Source organism: Geminicoccus sp. (assembly GCF_035556675.1).
GTDB lineage: Bacteria > Pseudomonadota > Alphaproteobacteria > Geminicoccales > Geminicoccaceae > Geminicoccus.
Genome location: NZ_DATMFZ010000288.1, coordinates 1 through 17184 on the forward strand (window position 1 = coordinate 1; position 17184 = coordinate 17184).

A 17184-nucleotide genomic window follows, 5' to 3' on the forward strand; every position below is an offset into this window, starting at 1 on the left:
TGCCTCCCCGCCGGCTCCCGTGACAGCGGGCCGGCGGGTGGTTCTCGGGTTCGTTCGTGCAGAACACGGGTCCGCCGGACCCGGACATGACCTTCGTCGCTCATGGCATTCCCCATGCAGGCGGAAGAACCCACCAGTGCGGGCGTTCGCCTGTGGATCCCCCGGACGAGCCGGGGGATGACGGATGGCGGTGGGGCAGCTCGGGTTCGTTTCGTCGATGCGTCCAGCGACCGGGCTCGGGTTCGTTTCGGTGTAATCCCGTGTGCTCGGGTTCGTTCGTGCAGATCGCGTGCTGCCGCAACCCGGCGAGTGTCCACATTCCTCATGTCATTCCCCGCGCAGGCGGGGAATCTACCTGTACGGGCGTCCGCCTGTTGATCCCCCGGTCGAGCCGGGGGATGACGGATGGCAGTGGATGCCGCTCGGGTTCGTTTCGTCGTCGCGGTGCGCGATGCGGCTCGGGTTCGTTTCGTAAGATGCTGTTCGGGTCGGGTGGGAGCGGCATCGATCATCCGGTGCTGGTGGATCGCACAGGATGGCAGATCTAGGCCTATCTTCCTAGAACCATTAGCGGACGATCAGCTCCAGCGGTGCCTTCGCCAGGGGCTCGGCCTTCCCTTCGGTGACGAGCGAGGTGCGGGCGAGCGTCATGGCGCGGCCGGTTTCGCTGTTCATCAGGATGATGTGAATGAAGAAGGTCATGCCCGGACCGATCACCACCGGGTTGCCGGTGTAGAACATCGGCCAGTCCATCCAGGACGGGGCATAGACCGCGCCCAGGGAATAGCCGGTGGCGTTCAGGCGGTGGGCCTGCATGCCGTGGCGGTCGAGCACGGCGGCCTGGGTATCGAATACCTCGCCCATGGTGCGGCCGGGCACCAGGGCGGCCTCGGCGGCGAGCAGCGCCTCGCGGGCGGCGTCGAACATCCGGTGGTGCTCGTCGTCCGCGCTTCCCACCAGGAGGGTGCGCATCAATGCTGCATGGTACTGGCGATAGACGCCAGCGAACTCCAGGGTGAGCTGGTCCTGTGGGTCCAGCCTGCGCCGGCCGGTCTGGTAGCGGCAGAGCAGGGCCTGCGGGCCGCTGCCGATGATGAACGGGTTGCCCGGATAGTCGCCGCCGCCCTCGAAGATCGCGTCGTGCATCCGCGCCAGGATCACGCCCTCGTCGGCACCGGGGCCGGTCGCGGCGATCGCTGCGTCCAGGGCGGCATCGCCCAGCCGCGCGGCCTCACGGACATAGGCCAACTCCTCGTCGGACTTCACCAGCCGGAGCCCGGACAGGAGCAGCGAGGCGTCGGCCAGCCTGGCGAAGCCGTCCAGAGCCGCCTCCAGCCGCTTGCCGTTGCGATAGGTGAGCCCGTGCGTGTCGAACTCCACGCCGATCCGCCGGCCGCGCAGTCCCAGTTCCTCCAGCACGGGCAGGAGGTCGGTGCGGGCCGGGTCGGCGCCGTCGCGGTCGACCCAGATCCGGATGTCCTGGATGTTGGAGGTGAGCTGCGCCTGGCGCAGGTCGGCCGAGCGGGTCACCAGCACCTTTTGGCCGCCTGCGGTCAGCACCAGGCACTGGAAGAAGCAGAAGCCGAACGTGTCGTAGCCGGTCAGCCAGTACATGCTCTCCTGCTTGAACAGGAGCAGGCCATCCAGCCCTTCGCGGGCCATGGCATCCTTTGCCGCATGGAGGCGGCGCTCGAACTCGGCGGGCGAGAAGTGCAGCGGCAAGATAGCCTCCGGTGATCGTGGCACGACTGGCAGCCATCCGACTTTCCGCCCCGGCTGTCGAGGCTCCAGCGGCGAACGCACCGGCATCCCGCCCCGGCCGATGGCGCAGACACGAGGGCACAGGTCGCTCGCGGCTCTAGCGCGGCACTACGGAAGCGCGCACGATCCGCCACGAAATCGATTGCAGGGAGAGCTGTCTTGGCAGGACGGGTTGCGGATCGGGTGGCGGTGGTGTTCGGCGCGGCGCGCGGGATCGGTGCCGCGGTGGCGGCCAGGCTGGCGGAGGAAGGTGCCCAGGTCTGGATCGCCGACCGGCGGCTCGAGGGCCAGGCGACCGCGAAGGGGATCGGCGGGCGCTACCTCGCCTGCGACCTGGCGGTGGAGGCCGACATCCAGGGTGTGATCGACACCATTCTCGCCGAGCATGGCCGGCTCGACATCTGCGTCCAGAACGCCGGGATCTTTCCCGAGACCCTGATCGACGGGATCAGTGCTGCCGAATGGGACCAGGTGCTGGGTGTGAACCTGCGCGGTTCCTTCCTGGCGATCCGCGCCGCTTTCGCGCCCATGAAGCGGCAGCGCTATGGGCGGATCGTGCTGACCAGCTCGATCACCGGCCCGCGCGTGGTGCCGCCCGGCCATGCCCACTATGCCGCGTCCAAGGCCGGGCTGAACGGGCTGATCCGGGCGGCAGCGCTGGAGGGGGCGGCATTCGGCATCACCGTGAACGGGGTCGAGCCCGGCAACGTGCTGACCGAGGGCATGCAGAGCGAGCGCTCGCCCGAGTTCATCGACGGCATGGCGCGCGCCATCCCGCTCGGGCGGCTGGCCGACCCGCGCGACGTCGCCCATGCCTTCCTGTTCCTGGCCTCCGACGAGGCCGCCTACATCACCGGGACCACGATCGTGGTGGATGGCGGGCAGACCCTGCCGGAGGGCAAGGCATAGGGCTGCAGCACGGCCGGCCGGTCGCCCGACCGGCCGGAGCCATGGGAACCGTTACTTCACCGCGTGAATGAGGATGGTTCCTGCCGACACCTTCGGCGGCCCCACGCCAGTGTCCCCTGCATTTGCCGCGATCCACTCCTTCGCGACCCGGACACTCTCGTCGATGCCTGCCTTGTCCTGGCACACGGTCATCGACAGGCCGCCTTCGCCGTCACTGCTGCGGGCCAGGGTGTAACTCACGAAGCCCTTGATCGAGCGCATCGCTCTTTCGACTTCGTCCGTGCGTTTCTCCAGCAATGAAAACAGCTCTTTCGTACCCTTGCCGGTATATGTCCTGACAACAACGTCCATCACGAGCTCCAGTTCTGCAAGAACGCGCTCAGTACCCGAACGCGCATGGCGGGGAGCATCGACGGCCGATAATCCTATCGGCCAAGACTCGACTATAGCACGACTTCTCATTGAACACGATATGACGATGGCTTGGCACATTATGCGGTCGAGCAGGGCGCCGGCCACCAGTCTGGGGCTTCCCGTCCGCCGGTCGCATGATTGCCGGATGCCATGGTGGCGATCCGCCCCCACGAGCGCCGCAACGTTCAACCCGGCGTTGCTGCCGGGCCGGAAACCGCTCTAGGGTCCTGTGGCCAGCCAAGTTCCGCGAGCCGCCATGACCACCCCGCTCCTCACCATCGACCATGTCGCCAAGCGCTTCGGCGCGGTGACGGCGCTGGCCGATGTCAGCTTCGACGTGCTGCCGGGCGAGGTGGTGGCGCTGCTGGGCGACAACGGCGCCGGCAAGTCGACGCTCATCAAGATCATCGCCGGGACCCAGCCGCCTTCGTCCGGCCGGCTGCTCTGGAACGGGCAGGAGGTCGCCCTCACTGGCCCGGCCGACGCCAAGGCGCTGGGCATCGAGACGGTCTACCAGGACCTGTCGCTCGCACCCAACGTGGACGTGGTCGGCAACTTCTTCATGGGCCGCGAGCTGACCCGGAAGGTGGCCGGCATCTCCTGGCTGCGCGAGAAGGAGATGGAGGAGATCACCCGCGCCGCCCTGCACCGGCTGGGCACCAAGATCCCGGACGTGCGGGCCAAGGTGGAGAACCTGTCGGGCGGCCAGCGCCAGGCGATCGAGCTTTGCCGCTTCGTCCATTTCGGCGGCAAGCTGGTGCTGCTGGACGAGCCGTTCGCGGCGCTGGGCGTGGAGCAGACCCGCAAGGGTCTGGACATGATTGAGCGGGTGCGCCGGGAAGGCATCTCCGTGATCGTGATCACCCACAACGTGCTGCATGCGCTCCAGGTCGCCGACCGGATGGTGGTGATCCGCCAGGGCCGGGTCGAGGGTGTGCGCACCCGCGCGGAGACCTCGCATGACGAGCTGATCGAGCTGATCACCGGCGACACCAGCCTGACCCGCCGTCAGGACGCCGCCTGAGCCGCCTCCAGGCTGCGCCTGGCGTTCACCGCACCGGTGTCGATCACCGCGATCATCGCCTGGCGGGCGGCCTCCGGATCGCCTGCCTCGATCGCCTGGCAGATCGCCTCGTGCTGCAGCGCTGAGAGGCGCAGCTGCACGGGATCGTGCAGGGGCGTCGAGCGGGCGAAGGCCGCGGCCAGCGCCGCCTCGATCAACCCACCCAGCGACTGGAGGAACGGGTTGGCCGAGGCGTCGCTGATCAGGACGTGGAAGGCCAGGTCCAGCTCGATGAAGCGGCCGGAATCGCGGCATTCCGACATGGCCCGCGCGATCTCGCGGAGTTCCCGGAGCTGCTCCTGCGTGCGCCGCTTTGCCGCCAGGGCCGCCGCCTCGGGCTCCAGTGCCCGGCGGACCTCGAACAGCGAGGCGATGAACTCCTGGTCCATCCCGAGCCGGGTCCGCCATTCCAAAAGCTCGGTGTCGAACATGTTCCATGACCGGGGCGGCGTCACCCAGGTGCCGACCTTGGTCTTGGACGCGACCAGCCCCTTGGCTGCCAGGGTCTTGAACGCCTCGCGCTGCACGGTGCGGGACACCTTGTAGCGCAGCGCCAGCTCCTCCGGGCTGGGCAGCAGCTCTCCGCTCTTGAACTCGCCTTTCAGGATGCCGAGACCGATCCCTTCGGTCACGACCCGATGCGCCGATCGGGCGCCCGTCTTCGGCCGCCCGCGAGGACCCGTCATGTCTGTTCCTGTTCCCACCTCGCCTGACCGGTACAGGTGATCGCCTCATCGGGCGATCCGTCAAGCGGGCTGGTTCGCCTGCGCCCGGTCACGGACGCGTGTCGGATCATGGACGTGTGATCACGACGGGTTGGCGGCAGGGCATGGCCGACCTATATGGAGGCTTATCATAAGCACACTCATTAATGCCGCCCCCGGTGACCAGCGCCGCCCCTACCCTCGGTTTCCTGATCCATGATGTCGCCCGCCTGCTGCGCCGCCGCTTCGAGCAGCACGCCCGCGAGCTGGGCCTGACCCGCTCGCAGTGGCAGACGCTCGCCTATCTGGCGCCCAACGAAGGCATCCAGCAGGCAGGGCTCGCCGAGCTCCTGGAGATCGAGCCGATCACGCTGGTGCGCATCCTGGACCGGCTGGAGGCGCGCGGCCTGGTCGAGCGCCGGGCGCATCCGACCGACCGGCGCTCCAAGACCCTCTACCTGACCGAGACCGCCCGCCCGCTCCTGTCCCGGATCCGGGCGCTGGGCGACCTCACCCGGGCCGAGGCGCTGGCCGGCCTCACCGCCGAGGACCGCGCAGCGCTCACCGCCATGCTCACCACCATGAAGTCCAACCTGCTGGAGGCGTGCAGCCTGCCGGCGATCACCCCGGGGAAAGCCGATCATGGCTGATTCCGCCACGACCCGCGTCGTGGACCGTTCCGCCGAGGCCGAGGACGATGCGGCACCGCTGCCACCACGCCCGGCCACACCGGCAGGCAAGCCGGGCGTGGCGAAGCCGCGCCGGCGCGGCTGGATCCGTCCCGCCCTGTTCGCCCTCCTTCCGGTGGCGCTGCTGGCCGGCGGCTGGGCCTATGTGACCGGCGGTGCGGTCATGGCGACGGACAACGCCTATGTGCGTGCCGACATCGTGAACCTCGCCACCGACGTGTCCGGGATCGTCCGGTCGATCGAGGTCCACGAGAACCAGGCGGTCCAGGCCGGCGACGTGCTGTTCCGCCTGGACGACCTGCCGATGCGCCTGGCGCTGACCCGGGCGGAATCCCGGGTGGGCGTGGTGCGCGACGAGCTCCTGGCGCTCCAGGCGAGCTACCGGGACATGCAGGCGCAGATCGCGCAGGCCGAAGCCGACCTCACCTTCTACCAAGCGCAGTTCGCCCGGCAGGAGGAGCTGTCGCGCAACGACTTCGCCTCCAAGGCGGCCTATGACCAGGCCCGCCACGATCGCGACGTGGCCCAGCAGAAGCTCCACTCGCTCCAGCAGCAGCTGGCCGGGATCGCCGCCAGCCTCGACAACCGGCCGGACCAGCCGGTCGAGCAGCATCCGCGCTACCTGGACGCGGTGGCGGCGAAGGACGAGGCGGCACGCCAGCTGGACCACACGGTGGTGCGAGCACCGATGGCCGGGATCGTGACCAACGTCCCGAGCCTGCAGGTGGGCGACTATCTGGAGGCCGCCACGCCGGGATTCAGCCTGGTCGCGACCGACCATGTCTGGATCGAGGCCTCGCCCAAGGAGACCGAGCTCACCTATGTCCAGCCGGGCCAGGCCGCGACGATCTGGGTGGATACCTATCCGGGCCTGGTCTGGCAGGGCGAGGTCGAGAGCATCAGCCCGGCATCGGGCGCCAGCTTCGCGCTGCTGCCGGCGCAGAACACCAGCGGCAACTGGGTGAAGGTGGTCCAGCGCATCCCGATGCGGGTGCGGATCGAGAACGACCCGGGCAAGCCGCCGCTGCGCGCCGGCATGAGCGTCGAGCTGGAGATCGATACCGGCCACCCGCGCGGCCTGCCGACCTTCGTCACCGATCTGTTCGGCGGTACTGCCGGCAGCCATGGCTGAGACGGCCACCCGTCCGGTGGTCGCCCACCGGGGCATGATCACCGCCTGCGTCACGCTGGCGGTGATCATGCAGGCGCTGGACACGACCATCGCCAACGTGGCGCTGCCCTATATCCAGGGCAGCGTCGCGGCCAGCGCCGACCAGGTGAACTGGGTGCTCACCTCCTACATCGTCGCCGCGGCGATCATGACGCCGCCGTCCGGCTACCTGGCCAACCGGTTCGGCCGCAAGCGCATCCTGCTGGCCTCAATCGCCGGCTTCGTCTTCGCTTCCGTGCTGTGCGGCCTGGCCCAGTCGCTCGGCCAGATCGTGGGCTTCCGGCTGCTCCAGGGCTTCTTCGGCGCAGCGCTGGTCCCGCTGTCCCAGGCGATCCTGCTCGACATGTACACGCCCGAGGAGCGCGGTGCTGCCATGGCGCTGTTCGGGGTCTCGGTGATGGTGGGCCCGGTGCTGGGGCCGGTGATCGGCGGCTGGCTGACCGACCATGCCAGCTGGCGCTGGGTGTTCTACATCAACGTGCCGATCGGCGCCCTGGCGCTGGTGGGCGTGCTGGCCTTCGTCCAGGAATCACGCGCAGACGGGGGCGCCAGGCTCGACTGGCTGGGCTTCGGCGCGCTCAGCATCGCGATCGGCGCCCTGCAGCTCATGCTCGACCGGGGCGAGCAGCTCAACTGGTTCGCGTCGGGCGAGATCATCCTGGAAGCGACGATCGCCGCCGCCGCCTTCTATGTCTTCCTGGTCCACAGCTTCACCGCCGAGCGGCCGTTCGTGAACCCCGGCCTGTTCCGCGACCGCAACTTCTCGGTGGGCATGGCGTTCATCTTCATCGTCGGCCTGACCTATCTGGCCTCGCTCGCCCTGATGACGCCCTACCTGCAGACGCTGATGGGCTATCCCGTGGTCACCGCGGGCATCGTGCTGGGGCCGCGCGGGCTCGGCACGATGGTCTGCATGTTCCTGGTGGGCAGGCTGGTCGGCAAGGTCGACACGCGCTGGCTGCTCCTGACCGGCCTGGGGCTCACCGCCTGGGCGATGTACGACATGACCGGCTGGACCCCGGACGTCGCGCAGTGGACGATCGTCACCACCGGCTTCATCCAGGGGGCCGGGCTGGGCTTCCTGTTCGTGCCGCTCACCACCTCGACGTTCGCGACCCTGCCCGCCGCGATGCGCGGCGAGGGCACCGGCCTCTACAACCTGTCGCGCAACATCGGCTCCAGCGTCGGCATCTCGATCGTCTCCGCACTGCTGGTCGAGAACACCCAGATCAACCATGCCGACATCTCGGCCTATGTCACGCCGTTCAACCGGGCCTTCGACACGCCGGCGATCGCGGATGCCTACAGCCCCTATGCGGCGGCCGGCCGGGCGGCGCTGGATGAACTGGTGACCCAGCAGGCGACGATCATCAGCTATATCGACGACTTCAAGCTGATGATGATCCTCTCGCTCCTGGTGATGCCGCTGGTGTTCCTGCTGCGCCGGCCGGGCCAGGCGGAGCCCATGGAGCATGGTGCGGTGATGGAGTGAGCCTGCCAGGACCTGGCAGGGCATCTTGATGAAAGATTGCCGTCTCGTCATGTTCCGCTGACAGCCGAGTTAAGCGGCCGGCTGCCGGCGGCTTGGTGCAGGGGGTTACGGCATGGTCACGATCACCGGTTCGCTGGGCGGCAGCGGGCACAGCGGCGCGGCAGGACGGAGCGTCCTCAGCGGCGGCGCCGGCAACGACGTCATCGGCGGCAATGCCGCCGACGACTTCATCTACGGCGGGGCCGGCGACGACGTGCTCAGGGGCGGCGGGGGCAACGACTATCTGTCCGGCGGTGCCGGCGATGACCTGCTGCAGGGGCATGTCGGGGACGACCTCCTGCTGGGCGGTGCCGGCGCCGACCGGCTGGAGGGGATGGAGGGCGACGACGAACTGTGGGGCCATGCCGGCGACGATGTGCTGGTCGACATCCATGGCACCAACCTGCTGCTCGGCGGCGATGGCAACGACGAACTGCGCGGAGTCGGCGTGCTGCGCGGCGGGAACGGCGACGACCGCATCGACGGGCGAGGTCTCGATGCCGGCGCGATCTCGAACGGCGGCAGCACGCTGTTCGGTGATGCCGGCGACGACGTCATCACGGCCGGCAAGGACGACGTGCTGCGTGGCGGCGATGGCGACGACACGCTGATCGCGAGCCAATGGGGCCCGAGCCTGCTCTATGGCGGTGCCGGAGACGATACGCTCGTGGCGATGGCGACCTCGGATACCAGGGCGACCCTGGTGGGCGGCCCGGGCATGGATACCTACGACTTCGTCGGCTATTCGGACGAGGCCCATGCGCTGATCGTCGACGTGCCGGGCGGCTTCCGGCTCTACGTCCAGGACTATCTCAACCAGCTCGACAGCAACGGCGACGGCCTGCTCACCGATGCGGACGACCGGGTACAGCTGGTGGACGAGGTGTTCGAGGGCGCGAGCCGTGCCTCCCTGCGCATGACGATCGCCCACGAGGCGGGCGTCGACATCCCGCCGACGGTCAGCGTGGTCAGCCTGTTCGGCATCACCTCAATCTCGGCGGACGTGCTGGGCTGACATGGCGATCCCCGGCCGTGATCACAGCGTTGACGCCAGGACCCGTCCCTCCCAGGACTGAGGACCGCCGGCTACGACCGGCACGCATGCAGCAGGGAAGGGACCGACGTGAAGGCCGTGCGGCTGGAATCCATCGAGAACCTGTTCGTCCGGGAGGTGGCGAAGCCGGCACCGGGGCCTGGCGACCTGCTGGTGCGCGTCGAGGCCTGCGGCATCTGCGGCTCGGACCGGCATTTCCTCCATGGCGAGTTCCCGACCTCGCCGCCGGTGACGCTCGGCCATGAATTCTCCGGGATCGTCGAGACAGTGGGCGCCGAGGTGACCGGCTTCAGGCCGGGCATGCGGGTCACGGTCGACCCGAACATCTCCTGCGGACGCTGCCCGGCCTGCCAGGACGGTCTGGTCAACCATTGCCGGAACTGGAAGGCGCTGGGCCTGGCGCTGGACGGCGGCTTTGCCGAGTACACCGTGGTCCCCGAAGGCCAGGCGGTCGAGCTGCCGCTCTCGCTCCATCCCGAGCACGGCGCGTTCTGCGAGCCGCTGGCGTGCTGCCTGCATGCGGTCGACCTGGCCGGGATCAAGGCAGGCGATTCGGTGGTGGTGCTGGGCGGCGGGGTGATCGGCCTGCTCACCCTGCAGCTGGCCCGGCTGGCCGGGGCCACGCGGGTGATCCTGTCGACCCGCCAGGCGGTGCGCCGCGAGCTCGCCATGGAGCTGGGCGCCACCGACACGGTCGATCCGTCCGCGGCCGACCCGGTTCAGGTGATCGCCGGGCCGGACGGCCTGGTGCCGGGTGGGGTCGACGTGGTGATGGAATGCGCCGGCGTGCCCGACACGGTCCGCCAGTCGCTGAAGCTGGCGAAGCGGCGCGGCACGGTGATGATCGTCGGCGTCATGCCGCAGGGCCAGACGATCGAGATAGAGCCTTGCGACATCATGATGCGCGAGCTGCGCATCCAGGGCTCGTTCATCAATCCGTTCGTCCACCGCCGGGCCGCCGCCCTGATCACGTCGGGGGCGATCGAGGTGGGCCGGCTGGTCTCGCAGCGGATCGGGCTGGACCAGGTGCCCGAGGTGATCGGGCGCGACCCGCTGCCGGGCGAGGTCAAGGTCATGGTCATCCCATGAGCGGCACGGGACCGGACCCAAGGTTCGGCGCCGACTCGGCCGCCACCATCGCCGCCAACCTGGCGGCGGTGCGGGCGCGGATCGCCGAGGCCTGCCGGCGGGCCGGGCGCGATCCGGCGAGCGTGCGGCTCCTGCCGGTGAGCAAGACCGTGCCCGCCGCGATCATCCGCCAGGCGGCCGGCCTGGGGCTGCGCGCGTTCGGCGAGAACAAGGTCCAGGAGGCGGCGGGCAAGGCGGAGGCACTGGCCGATCTCGGCCTGTCCTGGAGCGTGATCGGCCATCTGCAGACCAACAAGGCCAAGCAGGTGGCAGGCTTTGCCGGAGAGTTCCAGGCGCTCGACAGCCTGCGCGTCGCCGAGGCGCTGCAGCGTCATCTGGCAGCGCAGGGCCGGCAGCTGGACGTGCTGGTCCAGGTCAACAGTTCGGGCGAGGCCAGCAAGTATGGCCTGGCACCCGCCGAGGTCGAGGACTTCCTGGCAAGGCTGCCGGACTTCCCGGCGCTGCGCGTGCGCGGCCTGATGACCCTGGCCGTGTTCTCGGCGGACGATGCCAGGGTGCGCGCCTGCTTCCGCCTGCTGGCCGAACTGCGCCGCACGCTGCGCCCGCCGCCCGGCATCGAGCTCGCCGAACTGTCCATGGGCATGACCGGCGACTTCGAGACCGCGATCGAGGAGGGTGCCACGGTCGTGCGGGTGGGCCAGGCGATCTTCGGGCCTCGGCCGACCGCCGACAGCGCCTACTGGCCGGGTCTGACGTAAGGCGTCAGACGCCCGGGTAGCGAGGCCGTCATGGTTGCCGGACGGTGCCGAGGGACGCTTGCGGTGCGTGACATGAGGAAGGGCGGCGCTCTCTAGTTGCTGAACATGCCATGGGCAGGAGCGGACGCCCGATGGTAGAAGCCCCGGTACTTCAGTCCGGCGACCGGGCGCTGCATCGGAGACAATGGCGGATGACGGAACCCAGCAGGACGGCGGACCAGTGGCTCGCGACCTACGGGTCGCTGGCGCCGGGAGAGGTCAACCATCATCAGCTGGCCGGGCTGACCGGGCGCTGGATGACCGGCACGGTGCGCGGCCGGCTGATGGAGGCCGGCTGGGGAGCTGCCCTGGGCTTTCCGGGCTTGGTCCTCGACCCGGCCGGCGAGGCGGCCCCCGTCCACCTCTTCCATTCCCCGGAACTGCCCGACCACTGGCCCCGGCTCGACGCGTTCGAGGGCGATGGCTACCGGCGGGTGGTGGCACAGGTGGAGACAGCCGACGGGCCGGTGGAGGCCTGGATCTACGTGCTGGCGAGGTGAGCCGGCGCGGAGGTCGACAGGTGCAACATCGGGAAGCTTACTCGAAGAAGTCTTCGTCCACCTTCTTGATGTAGAGGGTTTCCTCCACGCGGCAGCCGACCGAGTGGCGGATCATGAGCTTCGCAAGCTGCGGTCCATCGATCAGCACGATGCGCTTGCTCAGGAACTCCGACGTCTCCCTCGCCGCAGGGGAAAAGGTCGAGGTCGTCACGAACAGGCCCTTGCTGGCCTTGTGCCGGTCGAGGCTGCCGAAGAAGTCACGGATCGCACCAGCGCCGATATTGTTGCCCTCGGCGTAGCGCTTGGCCTGGACGTACACCCGGTCGAGCCCGAGCGCGTCCTGGTCGATGACGCCGTCGACGCCATCGTCACCGCTGCGGCCGAGCGCACGGCCGGCATCGACGGCCGAGCCGCCATAGCCCATGCTGAGGAGCAGGGTGACGATCAGCTGCTCGAAGAAGGCGGGCGGTGCGGCACGGATGCGATCCAGCAGTTCCTGCGCGAGCGCAGCCTCGATCTGCACATGGGCTGCTCGCATGAGCTCGTCGGGCGTCTGCGTCTGGCTCACAAGGGCAGGTTCGAGTGGCTGTATTTCTGGTGCAGTAGCTACGGTTTGTGACGGTCTGTCTTTGAAGTCCCGAAACTCTGCAAACTGGCTCAAGAACACATTGTCGATGCGTGCTGGCTTCGAGGCCAGTGCCTGACGGCCCCGCTCCGTGATGCTGAAGTACCCTCGTCTCGTGATCTCGGCCAGCCCGGCCTTGCTGAGATATGTCTTGGCCCAGTGTACTCTGTTGCCGAGAAGTGTCTGCTTGCCTGAAGGAAGCAGCTCTGCTCGGTCCTCCGGCGTGAGGTGAAGCTGGTCCGCCAGGCGTTCGACGACATCACCGACACGTACCTCGCCGTCTGCAGAAGCAATCAGGACAGGGAGCATCAGAGACTGATAATCTGGAACGGTCATGTTTACCTGAACAATATAAGCTAGCCATCGGGACTGGCCCGACCATCCATAGCCCAAAAATAACAAGAAAAAGTTAAAGAACCCGGCCGACCGCCCGTCCCTCGTAGAACGCGAGGCTGGCGCGGCGGGAGGCGACGGCGTCACCGATCAGGCGGGCGGGCTGGCCGGCGGCGGCGGCCTCCTGCATCAGGCGGTCGTCGGCTCTTGGCATGGTGGCCAGGACCAGCGTGTCGAACGGCTCGGTGCGCAGCTGGTCCGCCTGGAGGTCCAGGAGCTCGGCCTGGCCGCCCAGCCAGGCGGAAAGGGCGGTGTAGGGCAGGACGCGGCCGCCGGCCTTGGCGAAGCGGCGGCGCAGCGGGATGTCGGCGGTGCTGTTGGCCAGGCCCTTGGCGACCTCGCCGTCGGGCGTGGCGATCGTCACCTGATGGCCCTGCTCCTGGAGGAGGATGGCGGTGCCGATCGCCCGCCAGTTGCCGAGATCGTCCAGGACCAGGACGCGGTGGCCGATCGGGAGGTGCTGCTGCGGCTGGTCGGCCAGGATGTCCTCGATGTCGAAGACGTCCGGCAGATCGACGCCCGGCAGGCGCAGACGATCGGGAAAGGCGCGCTGGTAGCCGTCACGGGCGGGCCGTGCACCGGTGGCGAGGATCACCTCGTCGTAGCCGGCGAGGTCGGCGGGCGTGGCTTCCTGGCCCAGGCGCAGCTCGACCTGGAGCTGCATGAGCTGGTGGCGGTGCCAGTCCAGCAGGCGGGCGATCTTCTCACGCGCGGGCTGGCGTGCGGCCAGGCGGAAGCGGCCGCCCAGCTCCGCCTCCCGCTCGATCAGCGTGACGCGGTGGCCGCGCGACGCGGCGACCCGCGCCGCCTCCAGGCCGGCGGGACCGCCGCCCACGACCAGGATCCGGCGTGGCCGGTCGGCCGGCTCGAAGCGGTCGCCACCCCATTCGAACTCGCGGCCGGCCGAGGGATTGACCAGGCAGGAGATCCAGTAGTCGCGGGCGCGCCGGCCCCAGCAGAGCTGGTTGCAGGCGATGCAGGGGCGGATGTCGTCCGGGCGGCCGGCCTGCGCCTTGGCGGCGAGCCAGGGATCGGCGATCTGGCCGCGCACGATGCTGACGGTGTCGGCATGGCCGGCGGCGAGCAGGGCCTCGGCATCGGCGGGCGTGGTGATCCGGCTCTCGGCCTGGACAAAAGCGTGGCGCACCACCTGCTTCAGGGCGGCGGCGAACGGCTCGCCCAGCCGGTCGGGATAGGGCGAGGTCGCGATGATGCTGGCGAAGTCGAAATAGCTGCCAGTGCCGCAGGTCACGTAGTCCATCAGCCGGCGCTCGTCGTGCCAGGCGATCACCGCCTGCAGGTCGGGGAGGCTCAGGCAGCCGGGGGTGCCGGGGTCGGCGGACACGGCCAGGCCGATCACGAAGTCCTCGCCGCAGGCCTGGCGCAACCGCGCCATCAGCTCGGCGGAAAAGCGCATCCGGTTCTCGAAGCTGCCGCCATAGCGGTCGGTGCGGCGGTTGGTGAGCGGCGTCCAGAACTGGTCGAGCAGCGCGTTATAGGCGGCGAACAGCTCGATCCCGTCGAAGCCGGCCTCCTTCGCGCGCAGCGCACAGCGGACGAAGCCGTCCTGGATCTCGGCGATCTCGGCAAGCGTCATGGCGTGGCTGCCGTCCGCATCGTGGAAGGAGCGCATGCCGGACGGTGACCAGTTGGGGGCGAAGCTGTTGTCGGCATCGCCATGGGCGCCGACATGGTAGAGCTGCTGGATCATGACGGGCCCGTGCGGCCGGCAGGCTTCCACGAGTTGCCGGAAGGCCGGGATCACCCGGTCGTCGTCGGGCAGGTAGTTGCCGCGGGTGAGCACGGCGGTGCGGTGCACCGGGACGGGCTCCACCACGATCATGGCGGCGCCGCCGCGGGCCCGCTCCTCGTAATAGCCGATCGTGCGCGCGGACGGCAGGCCGCCTTCCGCCATATTGTTGGTGTGCGCGCCGAAGACGATCCGGTTCTTCAGCGTGCAGTGGCGGATCGTGAGCGGCGTGAACAGGTTGGGGAACATCCTGGCCTCCGGGTACGGCGCCGACCCGACTGTGCTTGCCTGACCAGCTGCCGGCAAGCGCCGCAGCTTGACTAAGCATTAGCCGGGTCGTTCGATGCAAGGGTCCAGGACAATAACTTCGGGGGAGTTTCCATGCGTCTGAGCCGCCGCGATGTCGGCATTCTCCTGTCCGCCGCAGCGGCGCTGGCCGCCGCCCGGCCGGCCAGCGCCCAGGGCAAGGGCAAGATCGTCTACATGATCCCGACCCTCCTGGACGAGTTCCAGACCGAGAGCCAGAAGGCGGTGGAGTCGGTGTTCAGCTCGCTGGGCTACGAGGTCACCTCGGTGGACGCCCAGAACGACGCCGCCCGCCAGCTCTCGCAGCTGGAGGACCTGATCAACACCAAGCCCGACGCGGTGATCATCAACGCTGTGGCGTTCGACACGATCGTGCCGGGCATCGAGAAGGCCCGCGAGGCCGGGATCAAGGTCCTGAACTTCGACCGGCTGATCACCTCCACCCAGTTCGAGCTGACCTCGGTGGCCGGCACGGTGGAGATCGGCGAGATCGCGGGCAACGAGGCCACGCGGCTGCTCACCGAGCGGCACGGTTCGCCCAAGGGCAAGGTCCTGCAGATCCTGGGCGATCCCGGCGACGCCTACACGCTGGACATCCAGAAGGGCTTCGAGGCGGTGATGGCCGAGAAGGCGCCGGAGGTGGAGATCATCTCCAAGGCGGCGCTGCTCTGGGAGCCGACCAATGCCGGGCGGGCGTTCGAGGACCAGCTCCTGGTCACCCAGGACATCGATCTCGTGTTCTGCCATGCCGCCCACCTGACCGTGCCGATCGTCTCGATCATGGAAAGCAAGGGCATGAAGCCCGGCGAGATGATGCTGATGGCATCGAACGGCGCGCCGGTCGGGCTCGACAACATCCGCGCCGGCTGGCAGCAGGTCGAGGTCGAGCAGCCGACCTATGCCCAGGTCTATGGGCTGGCCATGTTCATCGACAAGATCATCGCGGGCGAGGAGCTGCAGACCGGCTCCTACAAGGTGCTGGGGCTGGACGCGACGCTCACCAACGAGGACTGGGGGCCGAACCTGAAGATCCCGGGCGCGGCGATCACCAAGGACAATGTCGACGACCCGCGCTTCTGGGGCAATCTGAAGTTCCCGAACGTGCCGGTCGACGTGGTGAAGTGAGGCCGCCGGCCTGATCCCTTGTCGTCTCCTGCGATGCCCCGGCCCGGCCTGCGGCCGGGGCATCCGACGTACCAGCCAAGAAGCGCCTGAATGATCGCCGCGACCCCTGCCCCCTCGGCCAGACGCATCCGTCTGGTCAAGCTGCTGCTCGACCATCTGGTCTGGTTCATCCTGGCGGTGATCCTGCTGATCTGCTCGCTCAGCATCGAGCATTTCTTCCAGGTCGGCATCTTCATCAACATCGCGCAGCACGCGACCTATGTCGGCCTGCTCTCGCTGGGCCTGGCGTTTTGCGTGATCGCCGGGCACATGGACCTGTCGATCGAGAGCGTCATGGCATTCGCCGCGATGCTGGCGGCCGGGCTCACCGCCGCGCGCGGCTCGCCCTTCGCCTTCCAGGTGAACACCTGGGTCTCGCTCCTGCTGGTGCTGGGCTTCGGCGCGCTGGCCGGGCTGTTCAATGCGATCCTGATCGTGAAGTTCCGGCTCAACGCCTTCGTGGTGACGCTGGCCGCCTATATCGCGATCCGGGGCTTAGGCTTGATCCTGACCGGCGGGCGCTCGATCTACGGCCTGCCCCCGGACTTCCGCGCGGTCGCCAATACCGACCTGTTCGGCCTGCCGATGCTGGTGTGGATCACCATCGTCACCTACCTGGCGTTCGGCCAGATCCTGAAGGGCTCCCTGTTCGGCCGGCGGGTCTATCTGGTGGGCGGCAATCCGGTGGCGCCGTTCCGTGCCGGCATCGATGTCGAGCGGGTGCTGTTCGGGGTCTTCATCCTGTCCGGGGTGATCGCGGCGTTCGCCGGCTGGCTGCTGGCCGCGCGCACCAATGGCGCCACGCCGAACCTGGGCGTCGGCATGCTGTTCGAGGCGTTCGCCGCGGTGGTGATCGGCGGCGTGTCGCTGCGCGGCGGGATCGGCCAATTGTCCGGCGTGTTCGCCGGCGTGCTGCTGCTGTCCACGATCGACACCGCGATCAACGTGATGGGGCTGGATGCCAGCTACATGCAGGTGATCCGCGGCGGGCTGATGCTGATCGCGGTGCTGCTGGACGGGGTGAAGACCGAGATCGCCAAGCGCCTGGGCTGAATGGTCATGGGTGCGACATTGCGCCACACGAGGGCGATGTCGCTTCGGGAAGGAAAACCGCAAGAATCTCCCGGGTATTCGATCGATCTTACCCGATTGGCCCAGCAGCCCATGACAGTTCGGTTTTTCGTGATTGGGGCGAAATTCAGAAAATTCGATCCATTTCCGCAGCTTCGTCACTGTCGAGTTCATCCAACAGCAGCGGTTTCAT

The 17184-nt window shown here is 68.5% G+C and carries 16 protein-coding genes; 11 read left to right on the top strand and 5 right to left on the bottom strand.

Annotated elements, in window-relative coordinates:
- Nucleotides 1-567: 567 nt before the first annotated feature.
- On the bottom strand, nt 568-1722 hold the full coding sequence (locus VNS22_RS19830) for a Xaa-Pro peptidase family protein (RefSeq protein WP_325735490.1): 1155 nt from the start codon (nt 1720-1722) through the stop codon (nt 568-570).
- A gap of 198 nt (nt 1723-1920) precedes the next feature.
- Between VNS22_RS19830 and VNS22_RS19835 the strand changes: the two genes are divergently transcribed.
- Nucleotides 1921-2670 (top strand): SDR family oxidoreductase, encoded by a 750-nt coding sequence (locus VNS22_RS19835; RefSeq protein ID WP_325735492.1) that lies wholly within the window; start codon nt 1921-1923, stop codon nt 2668-2670.
- A gap of 51 nt (nt 2671-2721) precedes the next feature.
- Here the strand turns inward: VNS22_RS19835 and VNS22_RS19840 are convergent, their stop codons facing one another.
- On the bottom strand, nt 2722-3021 hold the full coding sequence (locus VNS22_RS19840; RefSeq protein ID WP_325735494.1) for a hypothetical protein: 300 nt from the start codon (nt 3019-3021) through the stop codon (nt 2722-2724).
- 319 nt (nt 3022-3340) lie between these two features.
- On the opposite strand from VNS22_RS19840, the gene VNS22_RS19845 reads away from it, so the two are divergent.
- Nucleotides 3341-4108 carry an ATP-binding cassette domain-containing protein gene (locus VNS22_RS19845; RefSeq protein WP_325735496.1) on the top strand — a complete coding sequence of 256 codons (768 nt, stop codon included), beginning with the start codon at nt 3341-3343 and terminating at the stop codon, nt 4106-4108.
- Here VNS22_RS19845 and VNS22_RS19850 read toward each other — a convergent pair.
- Nucleotides 4093-4833 carry a FadR/GntR family transcriptional regulator gene (locus tag VNS22_RS19850; RefSeq protein ID WP_325735498.1) on the bottom strand — a complete coding sequence of 247 codons (741 nt, stop codon included), beginning with the start codon at nt 4831-4833 and terminating at the stop codon, nt 4093-4095. The two genes, VNS22_RS19845 and VNS22_RS19850, sit on opposite strands and share 16 nt — an antisense overlap.
- Before the next feature lie 185 nt (nt 4834-5018).
- Between VNS22_RS19850 and VNS22_RS19855 the strand changes: the two genes are divergently transcribed.
- From VNS22_RS19855 to VNS22_RS19885, 7 genes are all read left to right on the top strand, one after another.
- Entirely contained in the window at nt 5019-5501 is a 483-nt protein-coding gene (locus VNS22_RS19855) for a MarR family transcriptional regulator (RefSeq protein ID WP_325735500.1), read from the top strand.
- Complete coding sequence (locus VNS22_RS19860; RefSeq protein ID WP_325735502.1) at nt 5494-6672, top strand: HlyD family secretion protein; 1179 nt, start codon at nt 5494-5496, stop codon at nt 6670-6672. The genes VNS22_RS19855 and VNS22_RS19860 overlap by 8 nt, the downstream gene beginning before the upstream one ends.
- On the top strand, nt 6665-8203 hold the full coding sequence (locus VNS22_RS19865) for a DHA2 family efflux MFS transporter permease subunit (RefSeq protein WP_325735504.1): 1539 nt from the start codon (nt 6665-6667) through the stop codon (nt 8201-8203). The genes VNS22_RS19860 and VNS22_RS19865 overlap by 8 nt, the downstream gene beginning before the upstream one ends.
- Nucleotides 8204-8315: 112 nt before the next feature.
- Nucleotides 8316-9257, top strand: coding sequence for a calcium-binding protein (locus VNS22_RS19870; protein ID WP_325735506.1), 942 nt, complete (start codon nt 8316-8318; stop codon nt 9255-9257).
- A gap of 108 nt (nt 9258-9365) precedes the next feature.
- The gene (locus tag VNS22_RS19875) at nt 9366-10385 is read left to right on the top strand and encodes a zinc-dependent alcohol dehydrogenase family protein (protein ID WP_325735508.1); all 1020 of its coding nucleotides are present in this window, start codon (nt 9366-9368) and stop codon (nt 10383-10385) included.
- Nucleotides 10382-11143 (top strand): YggS family pyridoxal phosphate-dependent enzyme, encoded by a 762-nt coding sequence (locus VNS22_RS19880; protein WP_325735510.1) that lies wholly within the window; start codon nt 10382-10384, stop codon nt 11141-11143. Before VNS22_RS19875 ends, VNS22_RS19880 begins: the two co-directional genes overlap by 4 nt.
- Nucleotides 11144-11334: 191 nt before the next feature.
- Nucleotides 11335-11682, top strand: coding sequence for a gamma-glutamylcyclotransferase family protein (locus tag VNS22_RS19885; RefSeq protein ID WP_325735512.1), 348 nt, complete (start codon nt 11335-11337; stop codon nt 11680-11682).
- A 37-nt stretch (nt 11683-11719) separates the two neighbouring features.
- Here VNS22_RS19885 and VNS22_RS19890 read toward each other — a convergent pair whose 3' ends face one another.
- Nucleotides 11720-12643, bottom strand: a complete 924-nt coding sequence (locus tag VNS22_RS19890; RefSeq protein WP_325735514.1) for a restriction endonuclease — start codon at nt 12641-12643, stop codon at nt 11720-11722.
- 73 nt (nt 12644-12716) lie between these two features.
- Nucleotides 12717-14699: an FAD-dependent oxidoreductase gene (locus VNS22_RS19895; protein ID WP_325735515.1), complete on the bottom strand. Its 1983-nt coding sequence runs from the start codon at nt 14697-14699 to the stop codon at nt 12717-12719.
- Between the two features lie 132 nt (nt 14700-14831).
- On the opposite strand from VNS22_RS19895, the gene VNS22_RS19900 reads away from it, so the two are divergent.
- Entirely contained in the window at nt 14832-15881 is a 1050-nt protein-coding gene (locus VNS22_RS19900) for a sugar ABC transporter substrate-binding protein (RefSeq protein WP_325735517.1), read from the top strand.
- A 90-nt stretch (nt 15882-15971) separates the two neighbouring features.
- Nucleotides 15972-16973: an ABC transporter permease gene (locus VNS22_RS19905; protein ID WP_325735519.1), complete on the top strand. Its 1002-nt coding sequence runs from the start codon at nt 15972-15974 to the stop codon at nt 16971-16973.
- Nucleotides 16974-17184 lie beyond the last annotated feature (211 nt).